The organism is Bacillus sp. FSL W8-0645 (genome assembly GCF_038007905.1).
GTDB classification, from domain to species: domain Bacteria; phylum Bacillota; class Bacilli; order Bacillales; family Bacillaceae; genus Bacillus; species Bacillus pumilus.
In genome coordinates this window covers 1,786,709-1,812,024 of the sequence record NZ_JBBOYC010000001.1, presented here as the reverse complement: position 1 = coordinate 1,812,024, position 25,316 = coordinate 1,786,709, and the positions used below count along the sequence as shown (strand labels likewise).

The window sequence follows — 25,316 nt, the reverse complement described above, 5'->3', positions numbered from 1 at the left end:
TTTTACCTATTATAGATAAATGATGGATAAATCTCAATCTTTTATCGATTATGGTAATATATAGATAGAAAGGGAGGTTTTACGTATGCCTAATGGGGAGAATATGGCATTTAACATGGGTGATCTTCTATTTCAGGTGTTCTCTCTTCTATTCATTGCTGCTATCGTGACGATCATTGTCATTGCTTTTCGAATGATCAGAAGAAAACGAATGGAATTGAAGAAGGTTGAGGAAAGATTGAACAAAGTGATTGAAAAAAACGATTTAAAAGAGTAAAAATCCGGAATTTAACCGGATTTTTTTTGTTTCATCACAATCCCTTGCCGCTGCTGCATCAAAAAGAAAAAGACGCCTAAAAGGACAAGAAAACCGCCACACATTTGGAGCAGCGTGACTTTTTCTCCAAGCAGCCATACAGCAAGAATCGTGGCTCCAACAGGTTCGCCAAGGATACTCATTGAAATGGTTGTGGCATTGACATAGGTTAAAAGCCAATTATTAATGACATGAGACATGGTGGGGATGATCGCAAGCAATAAAAAGATTCCCCACTCTTTACCTGGATAGCCTGTAAAAGGAGTTTGCTGAATCCAATTGAATAAAATTAAAAAAAGACTGGCAAAACCAAACACACAAAAACTATAAATCCAATGAGATATCTTTCTGACAGCCTGTTGACCTATTAATAAATAACAAACAACCGCGATTACACTTAAAAAGGATAAAATATCTCCTAGGATGGCTTCCTGGCTATGACCTATGTCTCCCCACCCAATCATAAGTGCACCAACAATTGCGGCACACATCGTTAAAAGTGCAGGCAGCGTCGTTCGTTCACGGAAAATGAGAAAGCCACCTAATAAGGAGACCATCGGCTGAAGAGCGATGATAATAGTAGAGCTTGCCACAGTCGTCAGCTTTAGTGAGCCAAACCACAACACAAAATGGAGTCCTAAAAAGAAACCTGACATACATAAGAAAAACCAGTCTCTTCGCTGAATCGAGAGAAATTCTTTTTTTCGAGGCAGCATAAAAACCGCGGCAAAGATCATTCGATACATGCTTAAAATAGCAGCAGGTGCATTTGACCATTTCACAATAATAGCAGAAAACGAAATGGCAATAATTGAAATCACAAGAGGTAGTGCAATTGATTTCTTTTGAGCAGTTGACTTCATGTCCATAAGCAGCTTCCTTTACATCAGCAGTAGATGAGAAGTTCATCTTGTATGTCGTCATCTTACTATGTCCAATCCGCTAGAGGCAAGATGATTTTAAAACTTGTGTGAGCTTTTTTGCATGAAAAAAAGGCTTTCATCTCGAAAGCCCTACTCATCATCTATCAATAGATAAACGGCCCGAACTGGACCATGAACACCTACCACTAAATTCATCTCAATATCCGCAGAGTTACTCGGACCTGATATGAAATGAATCGCACCTTTCGCCTGCTCTCCCTCTTCTACCGAGCGATTAAGAGCCGAAACAGCCTGAATCATCCGCGGAACCACCGTGCTTTTTTCGATACACACGATATACATCATCGGTAAAAAATGGAGCGCTCTTCCTTGGCCCTGATGGGATGAAAGGACAACTGTCCCTGATTCTGCTAAAGTGTAATCACTGAATACAACCGAATACGCTGCTTGTTCTGCCAGCCTGATATTTTCTTCCCTTGAAGCCTCAGCATTCCAGCTGGTGACTGCGAATCCTTCGTGCTGCAAGCTGTCAAACATCGGATAAAATCCATATTGTTCAAAACGATGATCGCCCGATGTCATCACAGAACCCTCTCCATACTCTGTCATCAATGATCGTAATACAGAGGGCGCTTCCTGTGGTGTTGTTTCGACCACTCTTGTGTGAATTCGTTGACATTGCTTCTTCAGTTGCTCGACTAGCTCTTCTTTAGACAAAAGTCCGTTTGTTTCCCACTGAACTTGATGCTTCCAAGCTGGACGCTGAATAGATGCAGACGGGGAGGAATCCTTCCCTAATTGCTTACGGATATGAGCTAAAAACGACTCTCGGTGAGAAATGGTTCCCTTCATCACTGCTCCTCCTTCTGTCTCTTTTTAAACCAATCCCTGAATCTTTCTTTACTTGGAGCTGGCAGGTCACGAATATCTGTCCAATTCTTTAAAGGACCTATTCCTTTTGAAATCTGTCCGTTTGAAGCCATACGATTCATCAATACAGGAGCTGCTTTTGTTCCGAATTGATACATCCCGGGAGTCGATGCGCCCATTCCGAACATTTTCATCGCCATCATTTCAGCTTTAGGCGCTCGCCCCTCTTTTTCAACGATGACTTGTCGATGTTTTATTAATAACTCGTGAAGCGGGATCTTTACTGGACAAGCATCTGTGCAGGCCGCGCAAAGACTAGATGCAAAGGGGAGCTCTTGGTAGTCATCATAGCCGCCGAGAAGCGGCGAAAGAACAGCGCCAATTGGCCCCGGGTAAATCGATCCGTATGAATGTCCGCCCACATGCCGGTAAACTGGGCACACATTGATGCAGGCTGCGCACCGGATACATTGGAGAACAGGCTGAAAGGCAGTACCTAATATATTGGACCGCCCGTTGTCCACAATGACCAAGTGAAATTCTTCTGGTCCATCCACTTCTTCTTCTCCTTTTGGTCCGACGACAGAAATGTAACTCGTTAATTTCTGACCGACTGCACTTCTGCACAAAAGACCAACAAGGACATCCAGCTCCTCCATCGTTGGAACAATCCGTTCCATGCCCATAACGGCGATATGTGTCTTCGGTATAGCCGTAACAAGATCGGCATTCCCTTCATTTGTCACAAGGCAAATGGAACCTGTATTGGCGACAGCAAAATTACAGCCGGTGACACCAATATCTGCTTCGAGGAACTTTTCACGTAAGATGGCTCTCACAAAACTCGTCATATCTTCAGGTGTCTCTGACATCTCATATCCGAGCTTTTCGTGAAAGACTTCTCGTATTTGTTCTTTCGTCATATGAAGAGCAGGTGCCACAATATGTGAAGGAGGTTCATGATCATTTACTTGCAGAATATACTCACCAAGATCGCTTTCCACCACGTCACAGCCGATCTCTTCAAGCGCTTGATTCATTTCAATTTCTTCTGTGACCATTGATTTTGATTTAACGATCTTTTTGGCCGCCTTTTTCTGTGCCACATGTTGAATATACGCCGATGCTTCTTCCTTTGTTTTTGCAAAAAAGACATGTCCCCCGCGTGCACTAACGCTTTCACTTAGTTGGTATAAGTAGTCATCGAGATGCTTCAGCGTATGCTGCCTGATTTCCTCGCCAAGTTCTCGCCACTTTTCCCAGTTGCCAAGCTCTTCGCTCGCAGATAGCCGCCTTTCATACAGGCGTTCCTGCGCTGAGGAAACAGCCCCTCTCATGACCGTATCTTCTAATCCTTCCCCGATTCGTTCTTTAAAGGCCTTCTCTCCAATTTTCATACTCATGTGCCGTTCCCCCTCTTAAAGTCAGCGGCTATTTAATACCTCTGCGATATGCATCACTTGAATGGGTTTATCAAGACGATTCAGTCTCCCGCCAATATTGAGCAGGCAGCCGCAGTCAGCACCAATGATGTATTCGGCGTCTGTCTCCTCTATGCTTTGGACTTTCTCATCGACCATTTGTTCAGAAATAGGTGTCATTTTTATTGAAAAGGTTCCTCCAAATCCGCAGCAATTTTCTGCGCGCGGCAATGGTGTCATCGTCAAATCTTTGACATTTGACAACAGTGTGAAAGGGGCTTCCTTAATTCGCAGCAGTCTCGTCATATGACAGGATGTGTGATAGGTTACGTTTCCTTTCAGGCTCGCCCCTACATCTGTGACGTGTAATATATCAACAATAAACTCTGTTAATTCATATGTTTTCTCAGCAAGTGCCTCAGCTTTTGCTGACCACACTGGATCTTCTTTTAAAAGTTGAGGATATTCTAAAAACATCGCCTTACAAGAACCTGACGGCGTCACGACATATTCAGCTGATTCAAAGGCTTTGATCATGTTTTTTGCTGCTTTAATGGTTTCTTTTGCATAGCCGCTGTTAAAGGCTGGCTGTCCGCAGCACACTTGTGCCTCTGGAAATTCCACTTCTACACCGAGCCTTTCTAATACTTCCACTGTGGCCTTTCCTACATTTGGCTGGATGGTGTCAATTAAACAGGTAACGAATAAATGGACTTTCATCGGCGAACTTCCTTTCTTTGCTGCAATTTGATTCATCAATTTGGTCATCTGATGACGAAATAACAGACCTTATTTTCATTTTAATCCCAAATTTCTGAAATTTCAACGAAGTGATTTGTCTAAATTTGGACATTATGGCTCGTGTGGATGAATGAAAAAAACGCCCTTTTGATAGGACGTTTGAGAAAATTTATTTTGAAATCATTTCATGAATTCTTTCTTTGATAGGTGTTAAGGGGCGGCCTAATAAGGTTTCGAAATCATCGCTTTCAATGGCTAAGGCACCATCGCGAATTCCGCTTTGAATGGCTTTGACAAATGGCACAGCTTCTTTTGGTACACCATTAGAAGCTAAAAATTCCCCAAATGTGTCGACATCAATTTGCTCCACTTTGATCTCTTTTCCGCTCACTTCACTGACAATGCGAGCAAGTTCAGTATGCGTCCGAAGAGGTCCTGACAGTTCATATTTCTCCTTGTCATGTTTAGAAAGTGTTAACGCATTTGCGGCCGCTTCTGCGTAGTCATTTCTTGTTGCCCAGCCAACCTTGCCATCACCAATTGGACTTAAATATGGTGCGCCGCTAACGGCTGCTAGTATCGTATCTTTTTCATTTTCTACATACCAATTGTTTCTTAGAAACACATGAGGAATGCCAGAGGCCACAATGGCTTCTTCAGTTTTTGCGTGGTCATGTGCAAGGACAAGCTGACTCTCTCTTGCATTCACAACGCTAGTATAAGCAATAAAAGATACACCAGCTGCTTTCGCCACTTGGATGGCAGCCGTATGTTGCTGCACGCGGTCACCATCCGCAGTTGAAATGATCAAAAGGCGGTCAATGCCTTGAAAGGCTGCCTTAAGGGTGTCTGGCTGAGTAAAGTCTCCGTGGCGTACATCCACCCCAGCTTCCTTCAAATGTGCTGCCTTTTGCGGATTTCGAACACTCACCGCAATTTGTTCAGCTGGTACCTTTTTAAGTAAATGCTGGACGATGAGCGATCCAAGCTGTCCTGTTGCGCCTGTTACTAATAACTTCATAATGTTTGACCTCCTCATTTTGTGATTCACGGTGATGTTTTGGTACACCTTTACGTATCCGTTTATTCGTTATAACCATTTCGATTACAACAATTGGTGTAAAAAAAGCACAAGTTCAGCCTGAGCTTCTTTTATTCTGACTCTGTCAACAATTGCTGGATGGTCACTTGTTTGAGGTGATTTTCAAGCGCCGCTTGAGCTTCTTTTAGTTCACTTCTCAGTCTTGTATCCATCGCTTGACCAATCGGACATGCGATGACTGGCTGATGGAAGTTAAACAATTCTTCATCCTCGCTTACATCGACAGCGCGGTACACATCTAACAGCGTGATGTCCTCTGCCGGTATTTTTAAATAAGCACCGCCTACTCCGCGGCGTATCTCAATGAGACCCGCCCGTTTGAGCATTGCCATCATTTTTCGAACAATGGCTGGATTTGAATTCACACTTTCTGCAATAAAATCCCCTGTACACTCTTTTTGAACACCTGCAATAAATGACAAAATATGAACAGCAATCGGATACCTGCTGCTAATTTGTTTCACAATCTTTCACCACCGTTGTAATCAATATAGTTACAATGAGTGGTTTTGTCAATCAATAAACGGATTTTTCTTTCGATCCCAGTCCTCATATGTCATGATATCGTAGTCTTCTCCTGTATCAAGCTCTAGCGGTGCAATGCATTCAAGCAGATTTCCATCTGGGTCAAGAAAATAGATCGCTGCATGAAATTGCGGCGGGTTATCTAGAACTAAAGGCTGCTTCTCTTCTGAAAAGCCGAACATTGGGTGAATGCCGATGCCTTTTTCAACCAGCCAATCCTTGATTTGTTCGATACTAGACGTTGTAATTTGAAAAGCAACGTGCCGGGTCGAAGGATGGTACGGGAAGTCATTGATATCTACTTTCCACAAGCCAAGCCAGCTCTTACCTTTCTCAATCCATAAAAAAGCAACTCGTTCATTTTCGTGAGCAAGTGTCAATTCCAATTTTTCATAAAACGCAATAGACGCCTTCAAGTCACTCACAGGTAAATGGGCTTCATACAAACCTTTTATCATCATCAAAATCACTCCTTTTCTACCTTCTATTCTGCGGGATTTAATGAAATTACACCTCAGCAAAATGATGTATTTTCTCCCCTTCATTGGTTTGAGAAGAATGAGATGTTTGATCCATTGCAGATGGGGGAAGGTGTTCAAATAAAAGAAAGGAGCGTTTCATATGCCTTGGACGATGAATGATTATCCGGCTTCATTTCAATCGTTAGATCACATCATTCGAAAAAAAGCGCTTGAGATTGCGAACAAAATGATACAGGAAGGCTATGACGAAAGTAGAGCCATACCAATTGCGATCAGTCAAGCGAAAGAATGGAAAAAGAACGCAACGGAGAAAGAGATCGAGAATTTCTCAGCTCATGGTTCTGTCACGCCATCTAAAGACAGCAGCTCCGCAAGACCAGAGCTCATGGATCATGCGCAGCATGTCGTCAAACATGAAGAAGGCTGGGCGGTTCAAACAGAGAAAGCAAAACGAGTAAGTGAGATCAAAGAAACGAAACAAGAAGCAATTGACCGGGCAAAGGAGATTGCATCTAATAAAGGGACTTCTGTTGTTATCCATAGAAAAGATGGGAACATTCAGGACGTGTTAAAACCGCAATAAGATCGCCCGTAAGCAGTCTCAGCGTGTAGGCAAACCCTCGCATTCGTTGTCAGGTCTGCGCTCCGGTGCTCGTTCTTCCTAGACTTCAAAGGTTTTCTATCACGCTGAAAAGAAGAAAGAGCCCGCTCGAAAGCGGTCTTTTCTTATGCATTCTTTTCTTTTTTAGCTGGTGCTTTTCTTTTTTTAGGTGCTGCCTTTTTCGCTTTGGCTGGTTTTGATCGGTCGATTGAAGCCTGAAGAGCCGCCATTAAATCGGTCACATTGGATGCAGGATCTTTTTTACCTGTCGTTTCTGGCTGAACTGTATGTTCTCCAGATATTTTATCTCCAATTAAATTCATCAGCTGTTCTCTGTATTCATCCTGATAGGCAGCTGGATCAAAAGTTGTGGTTAATTGCTCGATTAAAAGAAGCGCTGTATCTAACTCCTTTTTCACAATGTTTTCCTCTTGGGGGATATTCGGTACATCTGATACCTGTCTAATTTCATCAGGGAAATGAATGGTTTCCATCAGCAAAATATGTTCATAGCACCTAACAATTGCTAATTGCTCCTTTGAGCGAATCATAATCTTTGCCACACCAATTTTCCCCGATTCCTCTAAAGCTTTTCTTAATAATGAATAAGCCTTCGCTCCGCCGGTATCTGGTGATAAAAAGTAACTTCTTTCATAATAGATTGGATCAATCTCTTCTATTTTCACAAAATCAATGATTTCCACGGCTTTTTCTTCATTTTCTTTTCGCAGTTTTTCAAGCTCTTCCTCGTCTAATTCAATGAATTTATTTTTCGCATACTCGTACGCTTTTACAATTTGTTCTGGTGCCACCTCTTCCCCGCAGTTGGTACAAACCTTTTTATAGTTAATGGGCGTGTGACACTCTTTATGCAGCTGCCTTAATTTAATGTCTTTGTTCTCTGTAGCGGTAAACAGCTTCACTGGAATATTGACTAGTCCAAAGCTAATGCCGCCTTTCCAAACTGTATGCATCGCGTCGCCTCCGTTCTTTTCTCCTTACTATGCAATGTTTTCGTTAGACTTATGTATGTGAATGAAAATTTCATCCCACTCTAAGAACACATCATATGAGGAAGTGACAGCACAAATGAAACCTATGCGATTAACGGCTGCACATGATGTTCCTACCGGTGCAGACTGGGTGTATGAATTAAAATATGACGGCTTTCGAGTCATTCTGACGTGGGATCAAAACAAAATTCATTTAGAAAGCAGAGCCGGAAAACGATTAAACGAACAGTTTCCTGAGGTGATTGAACAGTGCGAACAATTAAGGGATCAGTTTGCTCTTTTTTTACCTCTGACGTTTGACGGGGAATTGGTCTTTTTACTGGATGAACAGCAAAGCGATTTTGCGAGGGTTCAGCAAAGAGGCAGGCTGAAAAACAAAGAGGCTATAAAGCTGCAGGCTGAGCGGTTTCCATGTCATTTGATCGCATTTGATCTATTAAGATGCAAAGGGCAATCTCTAATTGATTTACCGTTGATGGAAAGGAAAAAACAGTTACAGCAAGTTTTCCAAGCAGCAAAACTTCCGCCATCTGTACAGCTTGAGCACCCTTCCCTTCTTCAACTCATTCATACAGACACAAATCCTGAACATATGAAAAAGCTGATGACGACGTATTTAGCAGAAGGACTCGTTGCGAAAAAAGGGTCGAGTAAATGGCACGACAATACCCGGTCAAAAGAATGGTTGAAAATCAAAAACTGGCGATATGTCTCTGTCATAGTGACTCATTTTGATAAAGAAAATGGCTACTTTCAAGGCTGTATTTATCAAGATCGTCAACTCACCGAGGTTGTCCAATTCAAGCATGGATTTTCTAAAGAAGAAGAACAAACGCTTCGTAGGCTCTTTCAAACAAAAGGCAAGAAGGCAGGGGCATCAAGATATGAAATCCCTCCTTCTATCGTCGCGAGCATTGCTTGTATCTCCTTTGATGGGTCCGCCTTAAGAGAGCCGCGTTTTTCTTCCTTTTTACTAGATACTGATCCAGCGACGTGTACGTTTCAGCAAATGCTCAAACAGCTATATCCGCTCCCTGCTGTGATTGACATCACTCATCCTGAAAAACCGATTGTGCCAGCTCTTCATCTGAACAAGGCAGATTACTTACTTTATTTGAGACAAGCAGCTCCCTATCTCTTGCCCTTTTTACGTGAAAGACGGCTGACTTTAATTCGGTTTCCTCATGGCGCCGGGGATGAATTCTTTTATCAAAAGTCGACACCTGATTATGCGCCAGATTATGTGTTGACCGATCAAGCTGATGATATTGCTTACACGGTCTGTAATGACCCTCAGACGCTTCTTTGGCTTGGCAACCAGCTTGCAATGGAATTTCATATTCCCTTTGAAACAAGGGATACGAACCGGCCGGTCGAAATCGTCTTTGATTTAGACCCGCCGTCTGTTAACGAGTTTCATCTAGCGATAGAAGCTGCCAAGCGAATCAAAACGCTTTTAGACGGCCTCTTTCTCACAGCCTTTATTAAAACAAGCGGTGGTAAAGGACTACAAGTGTATATTCCATTAAAGAAAAATGCCTTCACATACGAAGAAACGAGAACATTTACCGCGTTTATATGCCAATTTTTATGTGAACAAGCACCTGAGCTATTTACTCTGGAACGTCTTAAGAAAAAACGCGGCAATCGCTTGTATTTAGACTATATTCAGCACGATGCTGGAAAAACAATCATTGCGCCCTATTCACCAAGAGGAAATGAGCTTGGACTTGTAGCGACACCGCTTGAATGGGACGAACTTCATCAAGATGGACTTCACCCTTCTTTGTTTACCATGCCAACTGTGATAGAGCGTCTAAAGGAAAAAGGCGATCCATTCCGCCGCATGAGGCACCTTGTAAATGATGACACTTTCAGACAAATTTTGCACCGGCTTGAGGACATTATCCCGGCACATAAGATGGACATACGCGGTCATTAAGCGTTACACTTATTCATTAGAGAGTAAGAAAGGGATGACCATTTTGACCGCACATTCATTTCGAAATATAGCACTTATTTTCTTGTGCCTTGCAGCAGGTATTGTGGATGTGATTGGCTATTTGAGCTTAGGCCATGTATTTACAGCCAATATGACAGGTAATATTGTGCTGCTTGGCATTGCAGCAGGAAGCTCCTTACAGCTTACTGCCCTTCATTCCATCACCGCACTGAGTGGATTTGTTTTAGGGGTTTTACTTGCTGTTGTGATAGGCGGAAAGAATGAGAAAACGTTTTGGCCAAAAGCCGTTACACGTATCTTTATCATAGAAGTCCTGATACTGCTTCTATTTGCTCTCATGACCATTTTTCCTTATACACAAGGTGCTTATTTTATGCTGATTATCCTTTTAAGTATGGCCATGGGCCTACAGACAGCGGCCGCCCGCAAATTAAATGTGGCTGGCATTTCCACAACGGTTCTAACGAATACACTCGCCAACCTATTTGAGGATTTGGCTCAGCGCATTTCACATCGGGAAAAAAGAACAGCTCCCATTCAGCATGTCAGTTTCATGCGAATAGGCTCTATTGTCTTTTACTGCCTAGGTGCTGCTTTAGCGGCATACACTGATGCATACGATCCGTTTATCATCATTTGGCTGCCTATCTCTATCCTGGGAGTCATTGTGATAACTGCTGCATTTAAGCACTTTCATCAATTGAAATAGCCAATCGTTAGATGGCTATTTCAATCACTGTAATGAAACACTAATAACTTCTTACATAAAAACCAGGAGGACGCCCCATAATGAACGTGGAGCCATACGGATATCCAGAAAAAGTCCCGAATCCACCGTATCCAGGGAAACCGCCTAAACCAGAGAACACACCAGGGCTCACATAATACCCGCCAAAGCCGATATGAGGGCCCACTGCTCCTCCACTAAAACCGCCGCCGTGAAAGCCTCCATACACCCGTGGATCCATACAATCACCTACCTTCTAGATACACTTCATCTCATCATATGCATGACAAACGGAGCGGTGTTCACACTTTTTCTTTCAATTCTATGTACAATAGACCAATCTGATAAAATTTGAATGAAAAGTCCTGCAAAAAATTAAATTAAGCAAAGAAAGGTGACCTTTTTAACTTGTTGCTCTGCCCTATGTTTATTTAGAATAATGGGGCAGGTAACAAATTTGCACACCCCCTTTGTTGCGAATTCTTCTTATTAAACGCTCTTGTAGCGTTTAATAAGAAGAGCCTATTTAAACAAAAAACCCTTGCTGACGATCATCAACAAGGGCGAGATATGGATTAGTGATTAACCACCAATGATTTTTTCTGCTACTTCGAATGAACCCGCAACGTTTTGAGTTAGAACAGACGCAGCGATAGCTAAACCTACAACGAATAATACTTTTAATCCTGTTTTCATCTTAAATCAACCCCATTCTTTTCATATGTAAATCCGCTTCTAAACTTTTGTTCAAGTAAAAAACAGACTTCTCAAAAAGTGCTTGCTTTTCACAATATTTTGCCGCAAAATGTGAAAGCTCTTTTACTTCATGATATTCATTCTTCTCTTCTAACTTTCTTAATTTCTCATCAATTTGCTGAAATCTTTGTGGCGCATTTGTTAAGTAAAGATCATGTACGATGCCTATTTTGAGCTGAAACACTTCATGAGAAGCATCTTTTATTTTGGCATATGCAGCCTCTATATATTGGCTTGCACGCTGCTTTTCACCAATCACACAGAGTTCCCGGCTGATCAGATACGTAGAATGGAAAAAGAAATCTGAATCATAATACTCTTGATGGGACAGCGCTTTTTCAAGATGACGTATTGATTCTTTCGGTTTGTTCCAAAATGAATATAAAATAGCCACATTGTGGTGATGCTGAGCCAGCATAAAGTCATCCTGCTCGCTTGTCAAAACCTCTTCCGCCAGACGATAATTCTCAAGTGCCTCTTCGTACCGGCCGATCTCTGTTAGATTCGCTGCAACGAGAGAGTATGAAAGTGCCGTTCTTCTTTCATACTGTTTGTGACGTTTATAGACGTGGAGGGCTCTGCGAATATAGCTTAATGAGAGCATAATATGACTAAGACGATAGTAAAGCCAAGCCACCTTAAAATCAAAATCAGCTCGTTCTATCTCACTTGGAATTTTATCTAAGAGCTTTTCAGCACTTTGATACATTTGCAATGCTACCTCATAATTTCCTTGGTGCTGCTCATACACACCCTCATAAAAATCGAAATAATAGGCAAGGCGGTTAGATAAGTCATCCTCTTTTTTCCCGTGAAGACCTTCTATACTTTTCGTTGAAACACTGCCCTTTTGACCTCTTAAATTGTACATGAGAATGTGATGCCTCTTTTCAAGAAGAGAATAGTACATAAGGATGTCCGCATCGTCAATTTCCTCTACTGCTTGTTTCGCTTTAGCAAATAGCCGTTCTGCCTCATCTGCATGATCTTTTTTGATTTCCATGTTCCAGTCATTTAATAGTGATGCCAATTCCGCAACAGGAACTTTGCTCATTCTACACCCCCAATCACCTTCAGCTACATGACATGATTTCACTAAATATGGAACTTCTATTAGCAATTGCTAATTAGTCCATTTGAGATCATTTTAATATGAATCACTTGAATCTTCAATAACCGTTTCCTTTGAAAAAATGAAAAAAGCCCTTTTTGGGGGCTTTTTTCATTATTCTAATCGTATGATGGTAAGTGCCGCTCCAACAGACCCTCCCCCAAGTAACACCACTGTTGCGACTAAACCGAAAATTTGGAGAGAAATTTGGTTACCTGCTGCAAGTGTTGTAATGAGTGATACGTTGTAGGTAGATGCCGATAAAGCGGGTGTTAATATAGAACCAGGAATGGCAGATCCGCTGTTAACCAGCCTTGTTCCAGCAAGCAGCGCTACACTTGTGTTCACTTGATATGTGATGAAATAGCGACCCGAGACTGGCACTGTAAAAATCGTATTTCCACTACTAGCTGTAAAACCATCTAAACTCTGATTATTAGGCAAAGAAACCGCTGCCCCGCCTAAGACAACAAGCACTGTACTTCCCGACGTATTAGACGCGTACATTGAGTTAGCGGTTACAATTGGGCCGGTTGGGCCGGTTGATCCGGTCAGGCCGGTTACTCCCGTTGGACCTGTTACTCCGGTCGGGCCTGTTACACCCGTTGGGCCCGTTGATCCGGTTGCGCCGGTTACTCCAGTTGGGCCTGATGAACCTGTTACTCCGGTCGGGCCTGTTACACCCGTTGGACCCGTTGACCCGGTCAGGCCGGTTACGCCCGTTGGACCCGTTGACCCGGTTACTCCAGTTGAGCCCGTTGGACCTGTTGATCCGGTCAGGCCGGTTACGCCCGTTGGACCCGTTGACCCGGTTGCGCCGGTTACTCCAGTTGAGCCCGTTGATCCGGTCGGGCCGGTTACGCCCGTTGGACCCGTTGACCCGGTTGCGCCGGTTACTCCAGTTGAGCCCGTTGGACCTGTTGATCCGGTCAGGCCGGTTACACCTGTTGGGCCCGTTGACCCGGTTGCGCCGGTTACTCCAGTTGAGCCCGTTGGACCTGTTGATCCGGTTACGCCCGTTGGACCCGTTGACCCGGTTGCGCCGGTTACTCCAGTTGAGCCCGTTGGACCTGTTGATCCGGTTGCGCCGGTTACTCCAGTTGAGCCCGTTGATCCGGTCGGGCCGGTCGGACCCATTATTCCTCCACACATATTAAGCTGGGCACACATGCCTCTCACTTCTTTCAAACTGTGGAATCTTCAAGACATACACACTAATACTGATAATTGAGAGAAAAAGAAACGACAATACTTCCAGTCGAGGTCCCACCAGTAGCTACAATCCCAATGGAGTTAAGATCACTTAGCGTAATGGATCGACTCTCTCCTGGGGGTACAGTGAAATCTGGAACAGCCGCACCGTTGACCTCTAATGTCACAGTTGGAGCTACAGCCACGATTCCGTTGTTTTCCACCATAATGGTCCCGTTTATGACAAATGGTGTTCCATCCGTCCAGACGATAACTGGATCCGCTGCTGCTGCTAAATCGACTGTGAAGCATACCGCATCATTCACAAAACCTGTTTGCTCATTACTACACCCGCCTAAAATAGCCATTTTAACCCTCCTTTAACCTATTCTTGATAGACTATGATCTAGTGATCTACGAAGATTGTGCGATTACCCCAGACTCAAAGCCTTATTTTTTTCCTTTGTACCATGTTCAATTGAATATCTAAGCGTGCTTGCACCTTTTCAGCGGTTTGATGATTTAAAATCAACATCATATCTTTTACAGTAATCGATCGACTTTCTCCTTTTTGAACACATATATCATGACATGCTTTTTTCGTTTGAATCGTGATAGAAACTGGCACATCTTGATCATCACGATGATGCAAAACCACTGTTGCTGCATTTGGTAATTTTGTTCCATTCCGCCAGATTTCAACCGCACTGGGCGATGTTGAAAAATCAAGAAGGAGGTGGTGAGGCTCTATGTTCTTTAAAATGAACGCATCATAGACTGGCAATTCTGTTTCAATCATTCCGCATAAAAAAGAAAGATCAACAAGGATCTTTGAACTGGATCGATATAAAACTTTCTGACAGCACGTCGATCGCATGCAGCACGGAACAAGAAGCTCTAACACCACACAATTCTGTTCTTCATTGATGGAAATCAAAGAAAAATAGCAAGTCTTAAACACACTTCTTTCAAAGAACACCCATGAGTAGAAAGGTTCCCCATCTTCCATGATGAGCAAAAAAGGAGAACTTATTGAACGTTTGTGAGTAAAGCCTTCATTTTTTGTTTGATTATTGATCTCTTTCAGTTTACTCATCAACAGGTTTGTCACTTTCCATCAGCCCAATTCAATGCTGTATACAAATCCATATGGTCTTTTATCATATGTGTCTTTGACTATTTTGTGCAATTCGCCTAAAGATTAGGGACTGGAAAAGTCACCAGGGAACTAACCGCAAAATGTACTGAACGAAAAGTTACTTAGAAGTTGTCATTTTCCTATTGAATCTTGGGATATTACGCCGGTTTTCTGTCATGCTCCGCCAAAAACGATGCCAGCTATTCCTAAATAAAAAGCCAAATTAATACGCCTATAAAGGAGTTAAAAGGTTATTCATAAATTGTGAAAATGATCACCTTATAAAAATAGGTAAATTTAAGGTATTTTTACAAATTTCGACACAAAATACTCTTTCTCTTTGATACTATTGAATCAACCTATTTACAAATAATAGGTAAATTACTATTAAGGAGTTGTTTTGTTTGAAAAAATCAACATTAAAAAAAGCTGTATTATCTATCGCCTTTTCAGCAACCATGTTATTTTCTATGAATACTGCAAGTGCTGCTCCGTTAGAGTGGGTCAGAGATGCTTATCCTGATCAGTGGGACTACGTATTAATTAAACAAAATGGGGTCAGTTACACTCAAGTTTGGACAAGTAGCAACAGTTATTTCCTTGTGAAATGCGAAGTATTATCTAACGGAAAATGCTTTGTTTCAAAATAAAACTTTCACAAAACGACTTCCAATTTCGGGGTCGTTTTTTACTATAAACGGGAGCTTTATATAAAACCTCATTGAGAGCGTAAGATAGGTTTAGGTAAGGCTTTTTTAAACATGTATACAATCTTTCACTCATACTGATTTCATTTTTTATCTTTTAATGGTTAGTTTGAAGATCATCTCTTCCTTTTTATTTTTCTTTACAATACCCCTATTAGCATTTTACTATATATCATATGATCAATTAACTTCCGCGCCTCAGTAGCTCTAGAAGGGAAGAGCGCCGTAAAACAAATTGTAGCTGGCGGGTCGCAAGGCAAGGGTTTCAGAAGCACCGAAAAGCACACTAGCTGAGACAGGCGAAATTCCTGTTGGTGAAATTCCGTAGGGAAGCGTGTTGCCCCTAGCCTATGCTTACGAAAGGAGTGCGGGTTCGAATCCCGTCTGAGGCTTATGAGGTCGATGAAATTGGAGGATAAAACATCATGCATGTGTTTGAAGAATATGTTGGCAATATCGGTAATCCAGAGCTGAAGCAGCGCACGCAAGACATTTTACAATGGATATTAGACACATTCCCTCAATTAGAGCCAAAAATTGCTTGGAATCAGCCCATGTTCACAGACCATGGCACATTTATTATTGGGTTTAGCGTGGCAAAACATCACATTTCTGTCGCACCAGAAGGTAAAGGAATTGATCACTTTTCAGCTGACATTGTACAAGCGGGTTACGATCATGGAAAAAAGATGTTTCGCATGAAGGAAAGCTTGCCAGTTGATTATCCTCTCCTAAAGAAAATCATCGAATTTAATATCGAAGACAAGGCGGATTGTTCAACGTTTTGGCGAAAATAAAAAGTACCCCGATCTGAGCCATTAACAGATCGGGGCATTTTGCTGCAACATGTTATTTTGTTCTCTTCCTTACAATTTTCTGCTCAAGCCACTCATAACATGACAAAATGGTATTCACGCTCCTTTGGCATATCGGCAAATAGACAACAGCGACCGCTGTTAAACTCGCTATGACAGCCCCTGCTAAGACATCAAATGGATAATGGACACCTACCCAAATCCTTGAAAAACCAACAGCGCACGCTATGATCAGCCAATAAACATGGCGTTTGTGAAAAAGCCAAAAGATCAGACATACAGAAAAAATAAAGATGGTATGATCACTCGGAAAAGAGTTATTCACTTCCTTTTGAATCAAAAGATTGACATGACTCATTTCGGCAAAGGGCTGCTGGTTGTAATAAAAAATTCCTGCGATTTTCCCCATTAACTCTGCCAATATGAAAGTAAGTCCGGCAGATACAACCATCCCCCTATTGGTTCTACTTCGATTTTGAAACCATATGAACAGACACGTGAGCGCTGCTAACAGCACAGTATATTCAGCTAGTCCAATGAATATCGGATTCAAATAACCATGATCGATACTGAGCTGATTCACCCACCTAAATAAATCTTCATTATATCCCTGCATCTCATTTCATTCCTTTTCCTCGATTTATGACAAGGATAATTGAAATAAGATGACTCTTCCATCGATTGAACGAACAAACCATGGAACCATATGACATGTTTGTCACTTTGCTGTCACTGACATCATTTACTTACTGCTCTATAGAGAATGACGCTGCTCCCATTCCTTTTTTAGTAAAGCATATTGGTACGTGTTTTCATATTTAGGGGTGCCATCCTCATATGTAGTAAATGAAATAAACTCAAGAAAAAGGCCTTCTCTCCGCATGCCTAATCGCTCACATAATGCCTGCGAACGGACATTATCATCTTCTACATAGGCATAAAGCCGCCTTGCTCCCTTTTCTACAAATAAATAGGACAAAAATGCTTCAGCACTCTCTCGTGCATACCCCTTCCCTTCATATGCAGCATTGAAATTCCAGCCGATTGAATACGTATCAGGCTCCTCTTTTAAATGAAACAACTCACCGATAATCTGTTGGTTTTCTTTCAAACAAACCGCTACATATGAATGGTCTTTTTTTCTCTTTTGCACTATAGCCAAAGCTTCTTCTAATGAAGAAATTCGATCAGCGAGAAAACAATTTACTCTTGGATTAGACAAGTACTCAAGCATCCCTGCCGCATCTTCATTGCAAAACGGTCTAAGAATTAAACGATTCGTTTCTAATTGATTCATAAATAACTCCTCTTTGCATCATTTCGTATTTTCTAGTCTCTCCATATTTTAGATGACATGAGCAAGTTTTGACAATCAAGTTGTTGTAAACTGTCTTCAATAAATGAAACTCATAAAAAGCATTTTGCTATTAAATCATTTGATTAAAACTGATAAAATAGAACATAAGTTTCTATTTTATGAAAAAGGGGTTACACGATATGATCAAAACAGTGGATGGCAACATTTTAGAGGCAAGTGAAGACATCATCTGTCACCAGGTGAACTGTAAAGGGGTCATGGGTGCTGGATTAGCCAAACAAATCAAAAGCAAATATCCCAATGTGCACAAAGAGTATAAACAATTATGTACAGAACATGGAGATGACTTGTTAAGCTCCGTTCAACTCATCAAAACAACTGACGGAAAAACTATTGCCAACTTATTTGCCCACGCTGGGTATGGAAGAAAAAGAATGCAAACGGATTACGATGCTTTACGCAGCTGCTTACAAAGCCTAAAAGACACTTTGACCCATTCAAATGAAAAGAAAAACCAAACTTCCATCGCCATTCCTTACGGGATCGGCTGCGGACTGGCGGGCGGCGATTGGGCGATTGTTGAAGAGATGATGGAAGAAGTAATGGGTGATTGTGAAGTGACGGTTTATCGGTTTAAATAATGGAAATGAGGTTTTTATGAAACATATATGACAAAAACCCTCCTTAATTTGGAGGGTTTTGTGCGTTAGTTGTTGTCTTTATTTTTTAAATAATTTAATACAGCTTCTTTATCTTCCTCATCTTCAGGGAGATATCCCAAATTTTCATATTCCCAAATAGCCATTCGTTGATAGGTATTGTAATGAGAGTTCAATACATCATCATAATTAAAATCAATGGCAAATTGATTCCTATTCTTGATTTTCAGCGTTAAATTTGTCCAAGCTTTTTGCTCGTTAATTTTAAATTCATCTCTGAGTTTCTTAAAAGAATCCTGTAAATTAATTAATAAGTCATCATATATATTTTCACTGACCTCAAATATATCAGGAATATCATGAGAATAAATATATTCTTGTTGTTTGTTTGTATTAAAGAAAAAATAAACTTCACGAGAGTCATCCAGAATTTCCGCATATAGCAAAACATTCTCCCAATCAACAGGTATTATTTCATTTATTGTATTCAAAATTTCTTGATAAACTTCATTCGATGGTTCCATATCCATTGAATTAACCTCCTGACTTATTTTCAATCGATACCTTTTTAACTCTCCGATCTCCAATTTTATACTTAATTTTAAATAAAGTTGGTCGCATAGAATCTCCTTCATATCTAATGCTTTCTATAGAAACTGACACTGTCTCAGGTGGATCTTTCCTCAAGGCTGCCAACCATTCCTGCTCCATCTGATACCATTTCCCACCACTACGATTAATCTGTGAATTCATCGGAAGCAGGTTATCAATATCACCTGAACCTTTAAAAATTGACGCAATTAAATGCCCACCATCATCATCCAATAATCGATCTGGCTTACCTGAATTAGATTGAGCGTATTGGTTTCTTTTGACCTCTCCGTATTTTAAATCACTTGCTTCGACTTTGACAATCCTTCCGTAGTGGTCGGTTGTGTAGGTGTACCCTTGCTTTGTTGAATAAACGACATTTGGTTTTAATACTTTTTTACGTTTCCATCTTACATAGTGATCTCCGTAACTGACAACAGCCGGTGGTGATTTAGGTGCTGGTAATCGTCTGCCTGTCTGAGAGATTCCGTATCCTGAGTTGTTGTCTAGACGCTTTGCCATGGAGAGGAGTTTATTTTTGAGATTTTCGCCGTCAAAAACGTTATATGGTAGCTTCGGTCCACCAGCCATTTGAAACTTTGGTGAGTACGGCAATAGATTCGGAATAAAGACTCTGTCTAATGATTTTGCTCCTTGTTCAAGCCCTTTCTTCACTGTTGTTTTCGCCGCTGTTGTTCCTGTTTTTGTAATGGCTCCTGCCCCTTTAGAACCAAAGACGATTTCGGCTAGAGAACCAGTCGCATAGGCGAACCAGTGTGAACGAGAATACGCATCACCATCTATGACTTCTTTTTGGAATGAGTCTGAAATCGATTTTCCAATCGCTTTCGATGTTTCAATTGGATGAGAAACAGCCGTAACGACCGATTCAACGGCACCCCCAGGGTCTGTTACAAGATCGTAAATGCCAACTACTGTATCTTTGGCCACATCATATAGACCAACAGCAGCACCTTTTACACTATCAACGAATACCTCTGATGCTTCTTCCTGCGCTTTGATTTGGAGCAGCTGGCTGTAATACATTTTTTGATCGTAAGAAAGATTTTCATATCCAATTTCATCTACAATCTCAAAGTATTTCGCTTCTGATATACACGAAGGATCATTGAGCTTTTCTTTCAATTCTTTGATTCTTCGTTTCTCTTTTTCTTCTTTTTTCACTTTTAAATATGCTTTCACCTGTGCATCGATTTTATCATGATTCTTGTACACATCTGTCTCATGAAATGCCTTTGCATCATAATACATGGGCTGAGCGTTCTTACCTTGTCCTGTAGCAGCCATCATTTTTGAATAAAAAGTTGCAAGATGTTTTTCAATCGCTTCTGACTTTGCGTATTCTGTTTTTAGATCATGGTCTATTTTATGTAATGCCTCAATCGCATCTTTTCTTTCTTCGTTCGCATCATCTAAATGCTCATCTACCTCTTTGCTGGAAAACGTCTGCAATTCAATTAGATCACTGACATCGTCAAAAATAGCCGTAAGGGCTTCTTTTTGTTCCTTAACCATATCTTTATTGTTCTGAATGCCTTGCTTCAATTGAGCGTCTAAGAAGTGCTCATCAATAAATGTACTCCCGCCTAATGATTCATCATCCAGCTTTCCTTTCACTCCATCTAAAAAAGCCTTTTGCATATCGATAAAATCAAGATAAGTGTCTGCGTATAGTGCAAGATCATTATAAAAAGCTTTGATATTATCTGCACCTTTTCCAGTAAACTCATCACCTAATCCCGATACACCTTTTAATGCTTTTTTCACAAGTTTCATCTCTTCTTGAAGCTTATGATAGGCCTTTGACCTCTGTTCGACAGCTGATAGTAAAGATGGAGCATCTAATATTTTCATATAAAAAAGACTCCTTTTATGGAATATTCTTTTACTAGAATACCATAAGGATCCTGACACTTTAATCCACTTTATTGTTTTTTAACCAATTACAACAGTAGGGAAAACATAATTAATGTTAAACCATGTACCGACAACACATTTTTGTATATCCTTGAATCATTCAATAAAGCAACGGGGAAAAGAAAAAGGATTGTAGATTCAAGGATTTTAGAAAAATAATGTTCAAATAAAAAAGAAGCCCCCTAGGGACTGACCCCCGTTTTTGAGACAGGGATCAAAACACCTTTATACAGCCAATTGCCGATAGTTTATCGGTGATTGGTTGTTTAGTTTCGTTTGAATACGAATGTTGTTATAATAATAAATGTATTCTTTGACAGTGCGTTCTACGATGCTGGTCGTAGTGCGGTCAATCCTGTTAAGATAGAACGTTTCAGACTTTAGTGAGGAATGAAACGATTCGATGGAGGCATTATCAGCGGGCGTCCCTTTACGGGACATGCTCATGGTAATGCCTTTTATATGAACAGCTTTCTGATACTCGTAAGATGTATACACAGAACCTTGATCGCTATGTAACACGCAATTCTCAGGCAGTGCTGGGAGCTGATTAAGTGTGTTTAAGATAAAGTCTGTGTCCTGCTTATCACCAATCGTAAAAGCAATCACTTCTCCATTATATAAATCCAATATACTGGAAAGGTACAATTGTTTCTGTCCATAAGGCAAATACGTGATGTCCGTTACTAGTTTTTCAAGAGGGCGATCAGACTGAAAGTTCCGATCCAGTATATTACCGGCCACGGCATAGGGCTGCCCATTCTTCTTACGCTTTTTCATTTTAACCCGGCATTGCCACTGGTTTTTCTGCATGATACGTTGAACAGTTTTATGGTTAATACGCATTCTCCTTTTTAGTATGGCTGTGATTTTTCGGTATCCATATCGATACTTGTTCTCTCGGCACAACGTGCCGATCTGTTTCTCTAGTTGTCTTTTAGAATGATTCTGAGTCAGATTCTTTTTCCATCTATAATACGAAGCGCGTGAGACGCCTAAATGGACACAGATGTCCTGTACCGTCATCGTTTTGTGAAATTCTTCTACCAGTTTGATTGACGTTTCCTTATCAACTTCCTTTCCAATTCGTTGTACTTTTTTAACACTTCATTCTGTTGACTCAAATAGCGATTTTCTGCCTGCAGTCTCTCTAATTCGGAAGAGTACTCGGGACCCTTTCCGTAGGTATATTGTTTTCCAACAGGCTGTTCGAACCGGTGTGTATCCCCAGCCTTATGCCACCTCACCCATGTCTGAACCTGCGTCTTATTCTTGATATTCAATTTCTGCATGATCTCTTTCATAGGTACGCCTGCCAATCTCATTTCTACAGCCTTCTGTTTGACTTCAACCGGATAACTCACTCTTGTCCCCATAGAAAAAACACCTCCATGTTTTATTTCGGATCACAACGATCCATTTTCAAACTTGAAGGTGTTTTTTATTTGTCTCATCTTATGGGGTCAGTTCCCTAAAAAGGGCTTTTTTCTAATGGAATTTATCATAACCGATACTTGATGTGTGTCCTCTGATAGCTTCTTCATGGTTTTGTGAAAAGACGAAATAACCAAGCGTGCTCAAAGTGCCAATAATGATGAGGGTTGCAACTACTGACTTAAATTTCATAAAGGCAATCGCTCCTTTTTATTAATTGTTGGAAGTAAAGAACCTTCTCATAGAAGTTCGACGCCTTGTCTTTATCTCCTACTGTTTTATACCTTCTAGCTGCATCTTTCGATAATTCTTCAAGAATTGCATACATTCCTCTTTCGGTTAAATATTCGGTATCACTCAACACTTTATCATAATCTTTCTTCACATAAAGCGCCTTGTAAAAAGTGAATACTTTAAGCATCACGTCATCATTTAATTTTTCAGCCAATTCTATGCCCTGGTTGAGAGCGTATATGCCTAGATCGTTTTCATGAGATTGAAAATATGACCTTACAAGCATACTTAAAGGATCAAGTATTCTGTTAAAATGCTCATATCCTCGTTCTTTAAAAGCGTTGATCGAGTCATTTATATATTTTATTGCAGCAGCTATTTCATCATTGTGGAAATAGCTTAATCCTAAGTTATACAGCGCTGATCCTTCTAATCTTTTGGTGTCGCTATCCGTTGCTTTTTCTAGTGCGTGTTCAAAATGAGGCTTTGCTTTTTCGGGGCAGCCCATATCTATATAGTTTAATCCAATGACAAAGGAACACTGTATCTGTCTAACAGTATAAGTATCTTTTTCACGATAACATTCTATTGCTTGGGCTATATGGTGCATGGACATGTGGTTTTGTTTCATGTGGTAATAGATTTCAGCCATCTTGTAATTAAATTCGGCACGTTCAATATCATCACTTACAAGAGATAGCTTTTTTTCTGCTCGTTTGTAGAATGTAATGGCGTTGAGGTATTCATAGTTTTCAAATTCGTACATGCCGTAGAAAAAGTTAAAATAATAATCAAGCAAGCCTGTTAATTTCTCTTGATCCTTTTTAATCTTCATTGCTAAATCCCTAAAATTGGCACGCTCTTTTCCATTTTCCAATGGATTCAAATAATCCAACATTAATTTATGTCGGAATTCCATAAGAGAGTAATATAATAATAAATCCTGGTTTTCCTCCATATTATCGAGCAAAGATTTTATTTCTTCCTTATACGCTTCGGCATCCGGCACGTTAAATCTTTGAATATGGTAATACCATTCATTGATTTTCAACCCGACATGAGAAGAAAGCACTTTCTCCATAAGACCCTACCCCTTCCTTACTATTCCCTATAATGACATATATTATCATTTTAGAAATAATTCCACACCGAAAAGAAACCGCAAAAGTTAGGGCGTTTTGATATAGTAAAGCCTTATTGGGGAGCAATTTTGAATAGCTAATATAAAAAAGAGCCGAATTAATATGAACGGCTCTTTTAAAGTAATCAACTATTAGATGTTTTGGTGTTCTTTCTTTTAATAAAGTAAACTACTGCTGTGATAATGACTACAGGTATCACAACAAATAGACCGGCAGTGATAATTGTATTCCAAGGCATATTTACTATCTCCTTTCATTAAGGATTAATGCCATCTAGTCCAAGTTTTAGAAGCTACATCATAGGCATTTCCTGACTTTGTTTTCACAGCTGCCTTTGTCCACATAGTAGTGTAGACAGGCAAAACGGAATTGTAACGATGCGTTTTATCCATTGCATATGTTTTGGCATTGGCAACTTTTTTATTACTGACTTTTCCACCATATACTTTACCAACAGATGGCCACCCTCCGTTCCATCCTACGACACCGAATGAATCATGGTAAGTAAGTAGGGTGATCTGCTTGAGCTTCCCACTGTTTCGTGTTGCTTTAATATTTCCACGAAACGATGATGTTCCTGCAACGAACGCAATATTTTGATACATTGTGCCTTTTAAAGTTACTTTTGTTCCATATTTCTTTCTTGAGGTACTAAAACTTCTTGATGATTTACCAGCTAGAGTTGAAAGCTCTCCGTTTTGATCTTGACGTTCAACAATTGATTCAGTTAGTAAAAATAAGGTATCTTCTTTTGATAAAACATCACCTTCAGCATAACCCTCACTAATCGCTGTCTTTCGATCAATGATCTCTTCTTCACTTAAAGCCTTGTAGTTTTCTATGTCTTCATTTGTTACAATATCCGTTGCTTTTTCAAACGTTAAATCCTGATCGTTAGTTTCTTCTGCGGTTGCTACAATGGGTGTGATCGCAAACAATAATAAGACAGCAACAAAGACTTTCAATCTTGTTATAAATCTCTTCATTTTGTTTCCCCTTTGAATTGTATTATTAAAAAATTACGACCCGGACTCGTAATTTGATAATCAACACTTTAACGATCTTGTAGGTCTATATTCTACATTTATATATTATTATAGAATATTATGGTATAAAAGACAATATATTCATTAGGTCGAATTAATCAAAAGGGATTTAAACAAATGAATTTTCAACTTTTTCCGGCAAACATACACCCCCTATCACTATTCATTTTATTTGATTATCTCAGGCAAAGAGAACATTTTAAATATTTTTGTTAAAAAAAGTAATTACACTAGGATATTCCTTATTAAACCTTATTTTAACAATAAAAATCTTGAATTTATATAGGTATATGTATGTTTTTAATTGGTGAAAATGCTTTAGATATTTAACAATATTTTAGAAAGTTTACTTGTTCGATGTTACTAATCAACAAACAAAAAAATTCCCCATCTTAAAAAGGACAGTGGTTTTACTTATTTCAATGCTTTTTGAAGACCTGCTTTTGTCTTCGGTCCATAAATACCGTCAGCAGCAAGACCATGCATCAATTAGAATCGTTTTATTGAATTTGCTGTTTTTGGTCCACAGTATCCATCAACACCGTTGTTTTTTGCTTCTTTATCCAGGTAGTAGTAAACCTCCGCTAGAGC

The 25,316-nt window shown here is 40.3% G+C and carries 27 protein-coding genes and 1 pseudogene; 7 read left to right on the top strand and 21 right to left on the bottom strand.

Going from position 1 to position 25,316, the window contains the following annotated elements:
- Window positions 1–85 precede the first annotated feature (85 nt).
- The gene (locus tag NST39_RS09090; protein WP_217012490.1) at window positions 86–277 is read left to right on the top strand and encodes a hypothetical protein; all 192 of its coding nucleotides are present in this window, start codon (window positions 86–88) and stop codon (window positions 275–277) included.
- An 11-nt stretch (window positions 278–288) separates the two neighbouring features.
- Here the strand turns inward: NST39_RS09090 and NST39_RS09085 are convergent, their stop codons facing one another.
- The 7 genes from NST39_RS09085 to NST39_RS09055 all read right to left on the bottom strand — a co-directional run bounded on the left by NST39_RS09085 (window position 289) and on the right by NST39_RS09055 (window position 6,320).
- Window positions 289–1,185 (bottom strand): DMT family transporter, encoded by an 897-nt coding sequence (locus tag NST39_RS09085; protein ID WP_341028021.1) that lies wholly within the window; start codon window positions 1,183–1,185, stop codon window positions 289–291.
- Between the two features lie 144 nt (window positions 1,186–1,329).
- Window positions 1,330–2,052 (bottom strand): LutC/YkgG family protein, encoded by a 723-nt coding sequence (locus NST39_RS09080; RefSeq protein ID WP_065097353.1) that lies wholly within the window; start codon window positions 2,050–2,052, stop codon window positions 1,330–1,332.
- Window positions 2,052–3,473, bottom strand: coding sequence for a LutB/LldF family L-lactate oxidation iron-sulfur protein (locus tag NST39_RS09075; protein ID WP_341028018.1), 1,422 nt, complete (start codon window positions 3,471–3,473; stop codon window positions 2,052–2,054). The genes NST39_RS09080 and NST39_RS09075 overlap by 1 nt, the downstream gene beginning before the upstream one ends.
- Window positions 3,474–3,494: 21 nt before the next feature.
- Window positions 3,495–4,211 (bottom strand): (Fe-S)-binding protein, encoded by a 717-nt coding sequence (locus NST39_RS09070; RefSeq protein ID WP_065097351.1) that lies wholly within the window; start codon window positions 4,209–4,211, stop codon window positions 3,495–3,497.
- A 190-nt stretch (window positions 4,212–4,401) separates the two neighbouring features.
- The gene (locus NST39_RS09065; RefSeq protein WP_341028017.1) at window positions 4,402–5,253 is read right to left on the bottom strand and encodes an SDR family oxidoreductase; all 852 of its coding nucleotides are present in this window, start codon (window positions 5,251–5,253) and stop codon (window positions 4,402–4,404) included.
- A 131-nt stretch (window positions 5,254–5,384) separates the two neighbouring features.
- Entirely contained in the window at window positions 5,385–5,798 is a 414-nt protein-coding gene (locus tag NST39_RS09060) for an Rrf2 family transcriptional regulator (RefSeq protein ID WP_065097348.1), read from the bottom strand.
- A gap of 48 nt (window positions 5,799–5,846) precedes the next feature.
- Complete coding sequence (locus NST39_RS09055; protein WP_081277103.1) at window positions 5,847–6,320, bottom strand: VOC family protein; 474 nt, start codon at window positions 6,318–6,320, stop codon at window positions 5,847–5,849.
- A gap of 160 nt (window positions 6,321–6,480) precedes the next feature.
- On the opposite strand from NST39_RS09055, the gene NST39_RS09050 reads away from it, so the two are divergent.
- The gene (locus NST39_RS09050; protein WP_268486140.1) at window positions 6,481–6,924 is read left to right on the top strand and encodes a DUF2188 domain-containing protein; all 444 of its coding nucleotides are present in this window, start codon (window positions 6,481–6,483) and stop codon (window positions 6,922–6,924) included.
- Window positions 6,925–7,067: 143 nt separating this feature from the next.
- Here NST39_RS09050 and ku read toward each other — a convergent pair whose 3' ends face one another.
- Window positions 7,068–7,916 (bottom strand): non-homologous end joining protein Ku, encoded by an 849-nt coding sequence (ku, locus tag NST39_RS09045; protein ID WP_341028013.1) that lies wholly within the window; start codon window positions 7,914–7,916, stop codon window positions 7,068–7,070.
- Window positions 7,917–8,031: 115 nt separating this feature from the next.
- On the opposite strand from ku, the gene NST39_RS09040 reads away from it, so the two are divergent.
- Both NST39_RS09040 and NST39_RS09035 read left to right on the top strand, forming a co-directional pair.
- Window positions 8,032–9,897 carry a DNA ligase D gene (locus NST39_RS09040; RefSeq protein WP_341028011.1) on the top strand — a complete coding sequence of 622 codons (1,866 nt, stop codon included), beginning with the start codon at window positions 8,032–8,034 and terminating at the stop codon, window positions 9,895–9,897.
- Between the two features lie 34 nt (window positions 9,898–9,931).
- The gene (locus tag NST39_RS09035) at window positions 9,932–10,627 is read left to right on the top strand and encodes a YoaK family protein (RefSeq protein WP_341028008.1); all 696 of its coding nucleotides are present in this window, start codon (window positions 9,932–9,934) and stop codon (window positions 10,625–10,627) included.
- A 40-nt stretch (window positions 10,628–10,667) separates the two neighbouring features.
- Here NST39_RS09035 and NST39_RS09030 read toward each other — a convergent pair whose 3' ends face one another.
- The 5 genes from NST39_RS09030 to NST39_RS09010 form a co-directional block, all read right to left on the bottom strand.
- A complete protein-coding gene (locus tag NST39_RS09030) occupies window positions 10,668–10,886 on the bottom strand; it encodes a hypothetical protein (protein WP_044141425.1) in 219 nt (72 codons plus the stop codon).
- A gap of 456 nt (window positions 10,887–11,342) precedes the next feature.
- Window positions 11,343–12,455 carry a response regulator aspartate phosphatase gene (locus NST39_RS09025; protein WP_341028005.1) on the bottom strand — a complete coding sequence of 371 codons (1,113 nt, stop codon included), beginning with the start codon at window positions 12,453–12,455 and terminating at the stop codon, window positions 11,343–11,345.
- 171 nt (window positions 12,456–12,626) lie between these two features.
- Window positions 12,627–13,649 carry a BclA C-terminal domain-containing protein gene (locus tag NST39_RS09020; protein ID WP_341028002.1) on the bottom strand — a complete coding sequence of 341 codons (1,023 nt, stop codon included), beginning with the start codon at window positions 13,647–13,649 and terminating at the stop codon, window positions 12,627–12,629.
- Window positions 13,650–13,726: 77 nt separating this feature from the next.
- Window positions 13,727–14,071 (bottom strand): DUF3992 domain-containing protein, encoded by a 345-nt coding sequence (locus NST39_RS09015; RefSeq protein ID WP_044141644.1) that lies wholly within the window; start codon window positions 14,069–14,071, stop codon window positions 13,727–13,729.
- 74 nt (window positions 14,072–14,145) lie between these two features.
- Entirely contained in the window at window positions 14,146–14,799 is a 654-nt protein-coding gene (locus NST39_RS09010; RefSeq protein ID WP_065097342.1) for a CotZ-related putative spore coat protein, read from the bottom strand.
- 446 nt (window positions 14,800–15,245) lie between these two features.
- Here NST39_RS09010 and NST39_RS09005 point away from each other — a divergent pair, with 446 nt between their 5' ends.
- On the top strand, window positions 15,246–15,491 hold the full coding sequence (locus tag NST39_RS09005; protein WP_034660753.1) for a hypothetical protein: 246 nt from the start codon (window positions 15,246–15,248) through the stop codon (window positions 15,489–15,491).
- Between the two features lie 482 nt (window positions 15,492–15,973).
- Window positions 15,974–16,345 carry an iron chaperone gene (locus NST39_RS09000; protein ID WP_003212353.1) on the top strand — a complete coding sequence of 124 codons (372 nt, stop codon included), beginning with the start codon at window positions 15,974–15,976 and terminating at the stop codon, window positions 16,343–16,345.
- A 52-nt stretch (window positions 16,346–16,397) separates the two neighbouring features.
- On the opposite strand, the gene NST39_RS08995 is transcribed toward NST39_RS09000, so the two are convergent.
- Window positions 16,398–16,979, bottom strand: a complete 582-nt coding sequence (locus tag NST39_RS08995) for an undecaprenyl-diphosphatase (protein ID WP_341027997.1) — start codon at window positions 16,977–16,979, stop codon at window positions 16,398–16,400.
- 138 nt (window positions 16,980–17,117) lie between these two features.
- The gene (locus NST39_RS08990; RefSeq protein ID WP_341027994.1) at window positions 17,118–17,660 is read right to left on the bottom strand and encodes a GNAT family N-acetyltransferase; all 543 of its coding nucleotides are present in this window, start codon (window positions 17,658–17,660) and stop codon (window positions 17,118–17,120) included.
- A gap of 200 nt (window positions 17,661–17,860) precedes the next feature.
- Between NST39_RS08990 and NST39_RS08985 the strand changes: the two genes are divergently transcribed.
- On the top strand, window positions 17,861–18,322 hold the full coding sequence (locus NST39_RS08985; RefSeq protein ID WP_341027992.1) for a macro domain-containing protein: 462 nt from the start codon (window positions 17,861–17,863) through the stop codon (window positions 18,320–18,322).
- A 65-nt stretch (window positions 18,323–18,387) separates the two neighbouring features.
- Here the strand turns inward: NST39_RS08985 and NST39_RS08980 are convergent, their stop codons facing one another.
- The 6 genes and pseudogenes from NST39_RS08980 to NST39_RS08955 form a co-directional block, all read right to left on the bottom strand.
- The gene (locus tag NST39_RS08980; RefSeq protein ID WP_341027990.1) at window positions 18,388–18,870 is read right to left on the bottom strand and encodes an antitoxin YezG family protein; all 483 of its coding nucleotides are present in this window, start codon (window positions 18,868–18,870) and stop codon (window positions 18,388–18,390) included.
- Between the two features lie 4 nt (window positions 18,871–18,874).
- Window positions 18,875–20,806 carry a T7SS effector LXG polymorphic toxin gene (locus NST39_RS08975; RefSeq protein ID WP_341027988.1) on the bottom strand — a complete coding sequence of 644 codons (1,932 nt, stop codon included), beginning with the start codon at window positions 20,804–20,806 and terminating at the stop codon, window positions 18,875–18,877.
- A 288-nt stretch (window positions 20,807–21,094) separates the two neighbouring features.
- Window positions 21,095–22,245 (bottom strand): IS3 family transposase gene (locus NST39_RS08970; protein ID WP_341027986.1). Its coding sequence is split into 2 segments (ribosomal slippage): window positions 21,095–21,972 and window positions 21,972–22,245, totalling 1,152 coding nucleotides; the frame shifts between segments, so codons are not numbered across the junction.
- A 239-nt stretch (window positions 22,246–22,484) separates the two neighbouring features.
- Window positions 22,485–23,618 (bottom strand): Rap family tetratricopeptide repeat protein, encoded by a 1,134-nt coding sequence (locus NST39_RS08965; protein ID WP_341027984.1) that lies wholly within the window; start codon window positions 23,616–23,618, stop codon window positions 22,485–22,487.
- 324 nt (window positions 23,619–23,942) lie between these two features.
- Complete coding sequence (locus NST39_RS08960; protein ID WP_341027982.1) at window positions 23,943–24,665, bottom strand: hypothetical protein; 723 nt, start codon at window positions 24,663–24,665, stop codon at window positions 23,943–23,945.
- 474 nt (window positions 24,666–25,139) lie between these two features.
- Window positions 25,140–25,316, bottom strand: a pseudogene (locus NST39_RS08955) (peptidoglycan-binding domain-containing protein); the annotation flags it as partial.

What these genes read in the sequence shown, in the direction of transcription:
- NST39_RS09090 (WP_217012490.1), top strand. Translation starts at nt 86, where the DNA reads ATGCCTAATGGGGAGAATATGGCATTTAACATGGGTGATCTTCTATTT.
- NST39_RS09085 (WP_341028021.1), bottom strand. Translation starts at nt 1,185, where the DNA reads ATGGACATGAAGTCAACTGCTCAAAAGAAATCAATTGCACTACCTCTT.
- NST39_RS09080 (WP_065097353.1), bottom strand. Translation starts at nt 2,052, where the DNA reads ATGAAGGGAACCATTTCTCACCGAGAGTCGTTTTTAGCTCATATCCGT.
- NST39_RS09075 (WP_341028018.1), bottom strand. Translation starts at nt 3,473, where the DNA reads ATGAGTATGAAAATTGGAGAGAAGGCCTTTAAAGAACGAATCGGGGAA.
- NST39_RS09070 (WP_065097351.1), bottom strand. Translation starts at nt 4,211, where the DNA reads ATGAAAGTCCATTTATTCGTTACCTGTTTAATTGACACCATCCAGCCA.
- NST39_RS09065 (WP_341028017.1), bottom strand. Translation starts at nt 5,253, where the DNA reads ATGAAGTTATTAGTAACAGGCGCAACAGGACAGCTTGGATCGCTCATC.
- NST39_RS09055 (WP_081277103.1), bottom strand. Translation starts at nt 6,320, where the DNA reads ATGATGATAAAAGGTTTGTATGAAGCCCATTTACCTGTGAGTGACTTG.
- NST39_RS09050 (WP_268486140.1), top strand. Translation starts at nt 6,481, where the DNA reads ATGCCTTGGACGATGAATGATTATCCGGCTTCATTTCAATCGTTAGAT.
- ku (WP_341028013.1), bottom strand. Translation starts at nt 7,916, where the DNA reads ATGCATACAGTTTGGAAAGGCGGCATTAGCTTTGGACTAGTCAATATT.
- NST39_RS09040 (WP_341028011.1), top strand. Translation starts at nt 8,032, where the DNA reads ATGAAACCTATGCGATTAACGGCTGCACATGATGTTCCTACCGGTGCA.
- NST39_RS09035 (WP_341028008.1), top strand. Translation starts at nt 9,932, where the DNA reads ATGACCATTTTGACCGCACATTCATTTCGAAATATAGCACTTATTTTC.
- NST39_RS09030 (WP_044141425.1), bottom strand. Translation starts at nt 10,886, where the DNA reads ATGGATCCACGGGTGTATGGAGGCTTTCACGGCGGCGGTTTTAGTGGA.
- NST39_RS09025 (WP_341028005.1), bottom strand. Translation starts at nt 12,455, where the DNA reads ATGAGCAAAGTTCCTGTTGCGGAATTGGCATCACTATTAAATGACTGG.
- NST39_RS09020 (WP_341028002.1), bottom strand. Translation starts at nt 13,649, where the DNA reads ATGGGTCCGACCGGCCCGACCGGATCAACGGGCTCAACTGGAGTAACC.
- NST39_RS09015 (WP_044141644.1), bottom strand. Translation starts at nt 14,071, where the DNA reads ATGGCTATTTTAGGCGGGTGTAGTAATGAGCAAACAGGTTTTGTGAAT.
- NST39_RS09010 (WP_065097342.1), bottom strand. Translation starts at nt 14,799, where the DNA reads ATGAGTAAACTGAAAGAGATCAATAATCAAACAAAAAATGAAGGCTTT.
- NST39_RS09000 (WP_003212353.1), top strand. Translation starts at nt 15,974, where the DNA reads ATGCATGTGTTTGAAGAATATGTTGGCAATATCGGTAATCCAGAGCTG.
- NST39_RS08995 (WP_341027997.1), bottom strand. Translation starts at nt 16,979, where the DNA reads ATGCAGGGATATAATGAAGATTTATTTAGGTGGGTGAATCAGCTCAGT.
- NST39_RS08990 (WP_341027994.1), bottom strand. Translation starts at nt 17,660, where the DNA reads ATGAATCAATTAGAAACGAATCGTTTAATTCTTAGACCGTTTTGCAAT.
- NST39_RS08985 (WP_341027992.1), top strand. Translation starts at nt 17,861, where the DNA reads ATGATCAAAACAGTGGATGGCAACATTTTAGAGGCAAGTGAAGACATC.
- NST39_RS08980 (WP_341027990.1), bottom strand. Translation starts at nt 18,870, where the DNA reads ATGGATATGGAACCATCGAATGAAGTTTATCAAGAAATTTTGAATACA.
- NST39_RS08975 (WP_341027988.1), bottom strand. Translation starts at nt 20,806, where the DNA reads ATGAAAATATTAGATGCTCCATCTTTACTATCAGCTGTCGAACAGAGG.
- NST39_RS08965 (WP_341027984.1), bottom strand. Translation starts at nt 23,618, where the DNA reads ATGGAGAAAGTGCTTTCTTCTCATGTCGGGTTGAAAATCAATGAATGG.
- NST39_RS08960 (WP_341027982.1), bottom strand. Translation starts at nt 24,665, where the DNA reads ATGAAGAGATTTATAACAAGATTGAAAGTCTTTGTTGCTGTCTTATTA.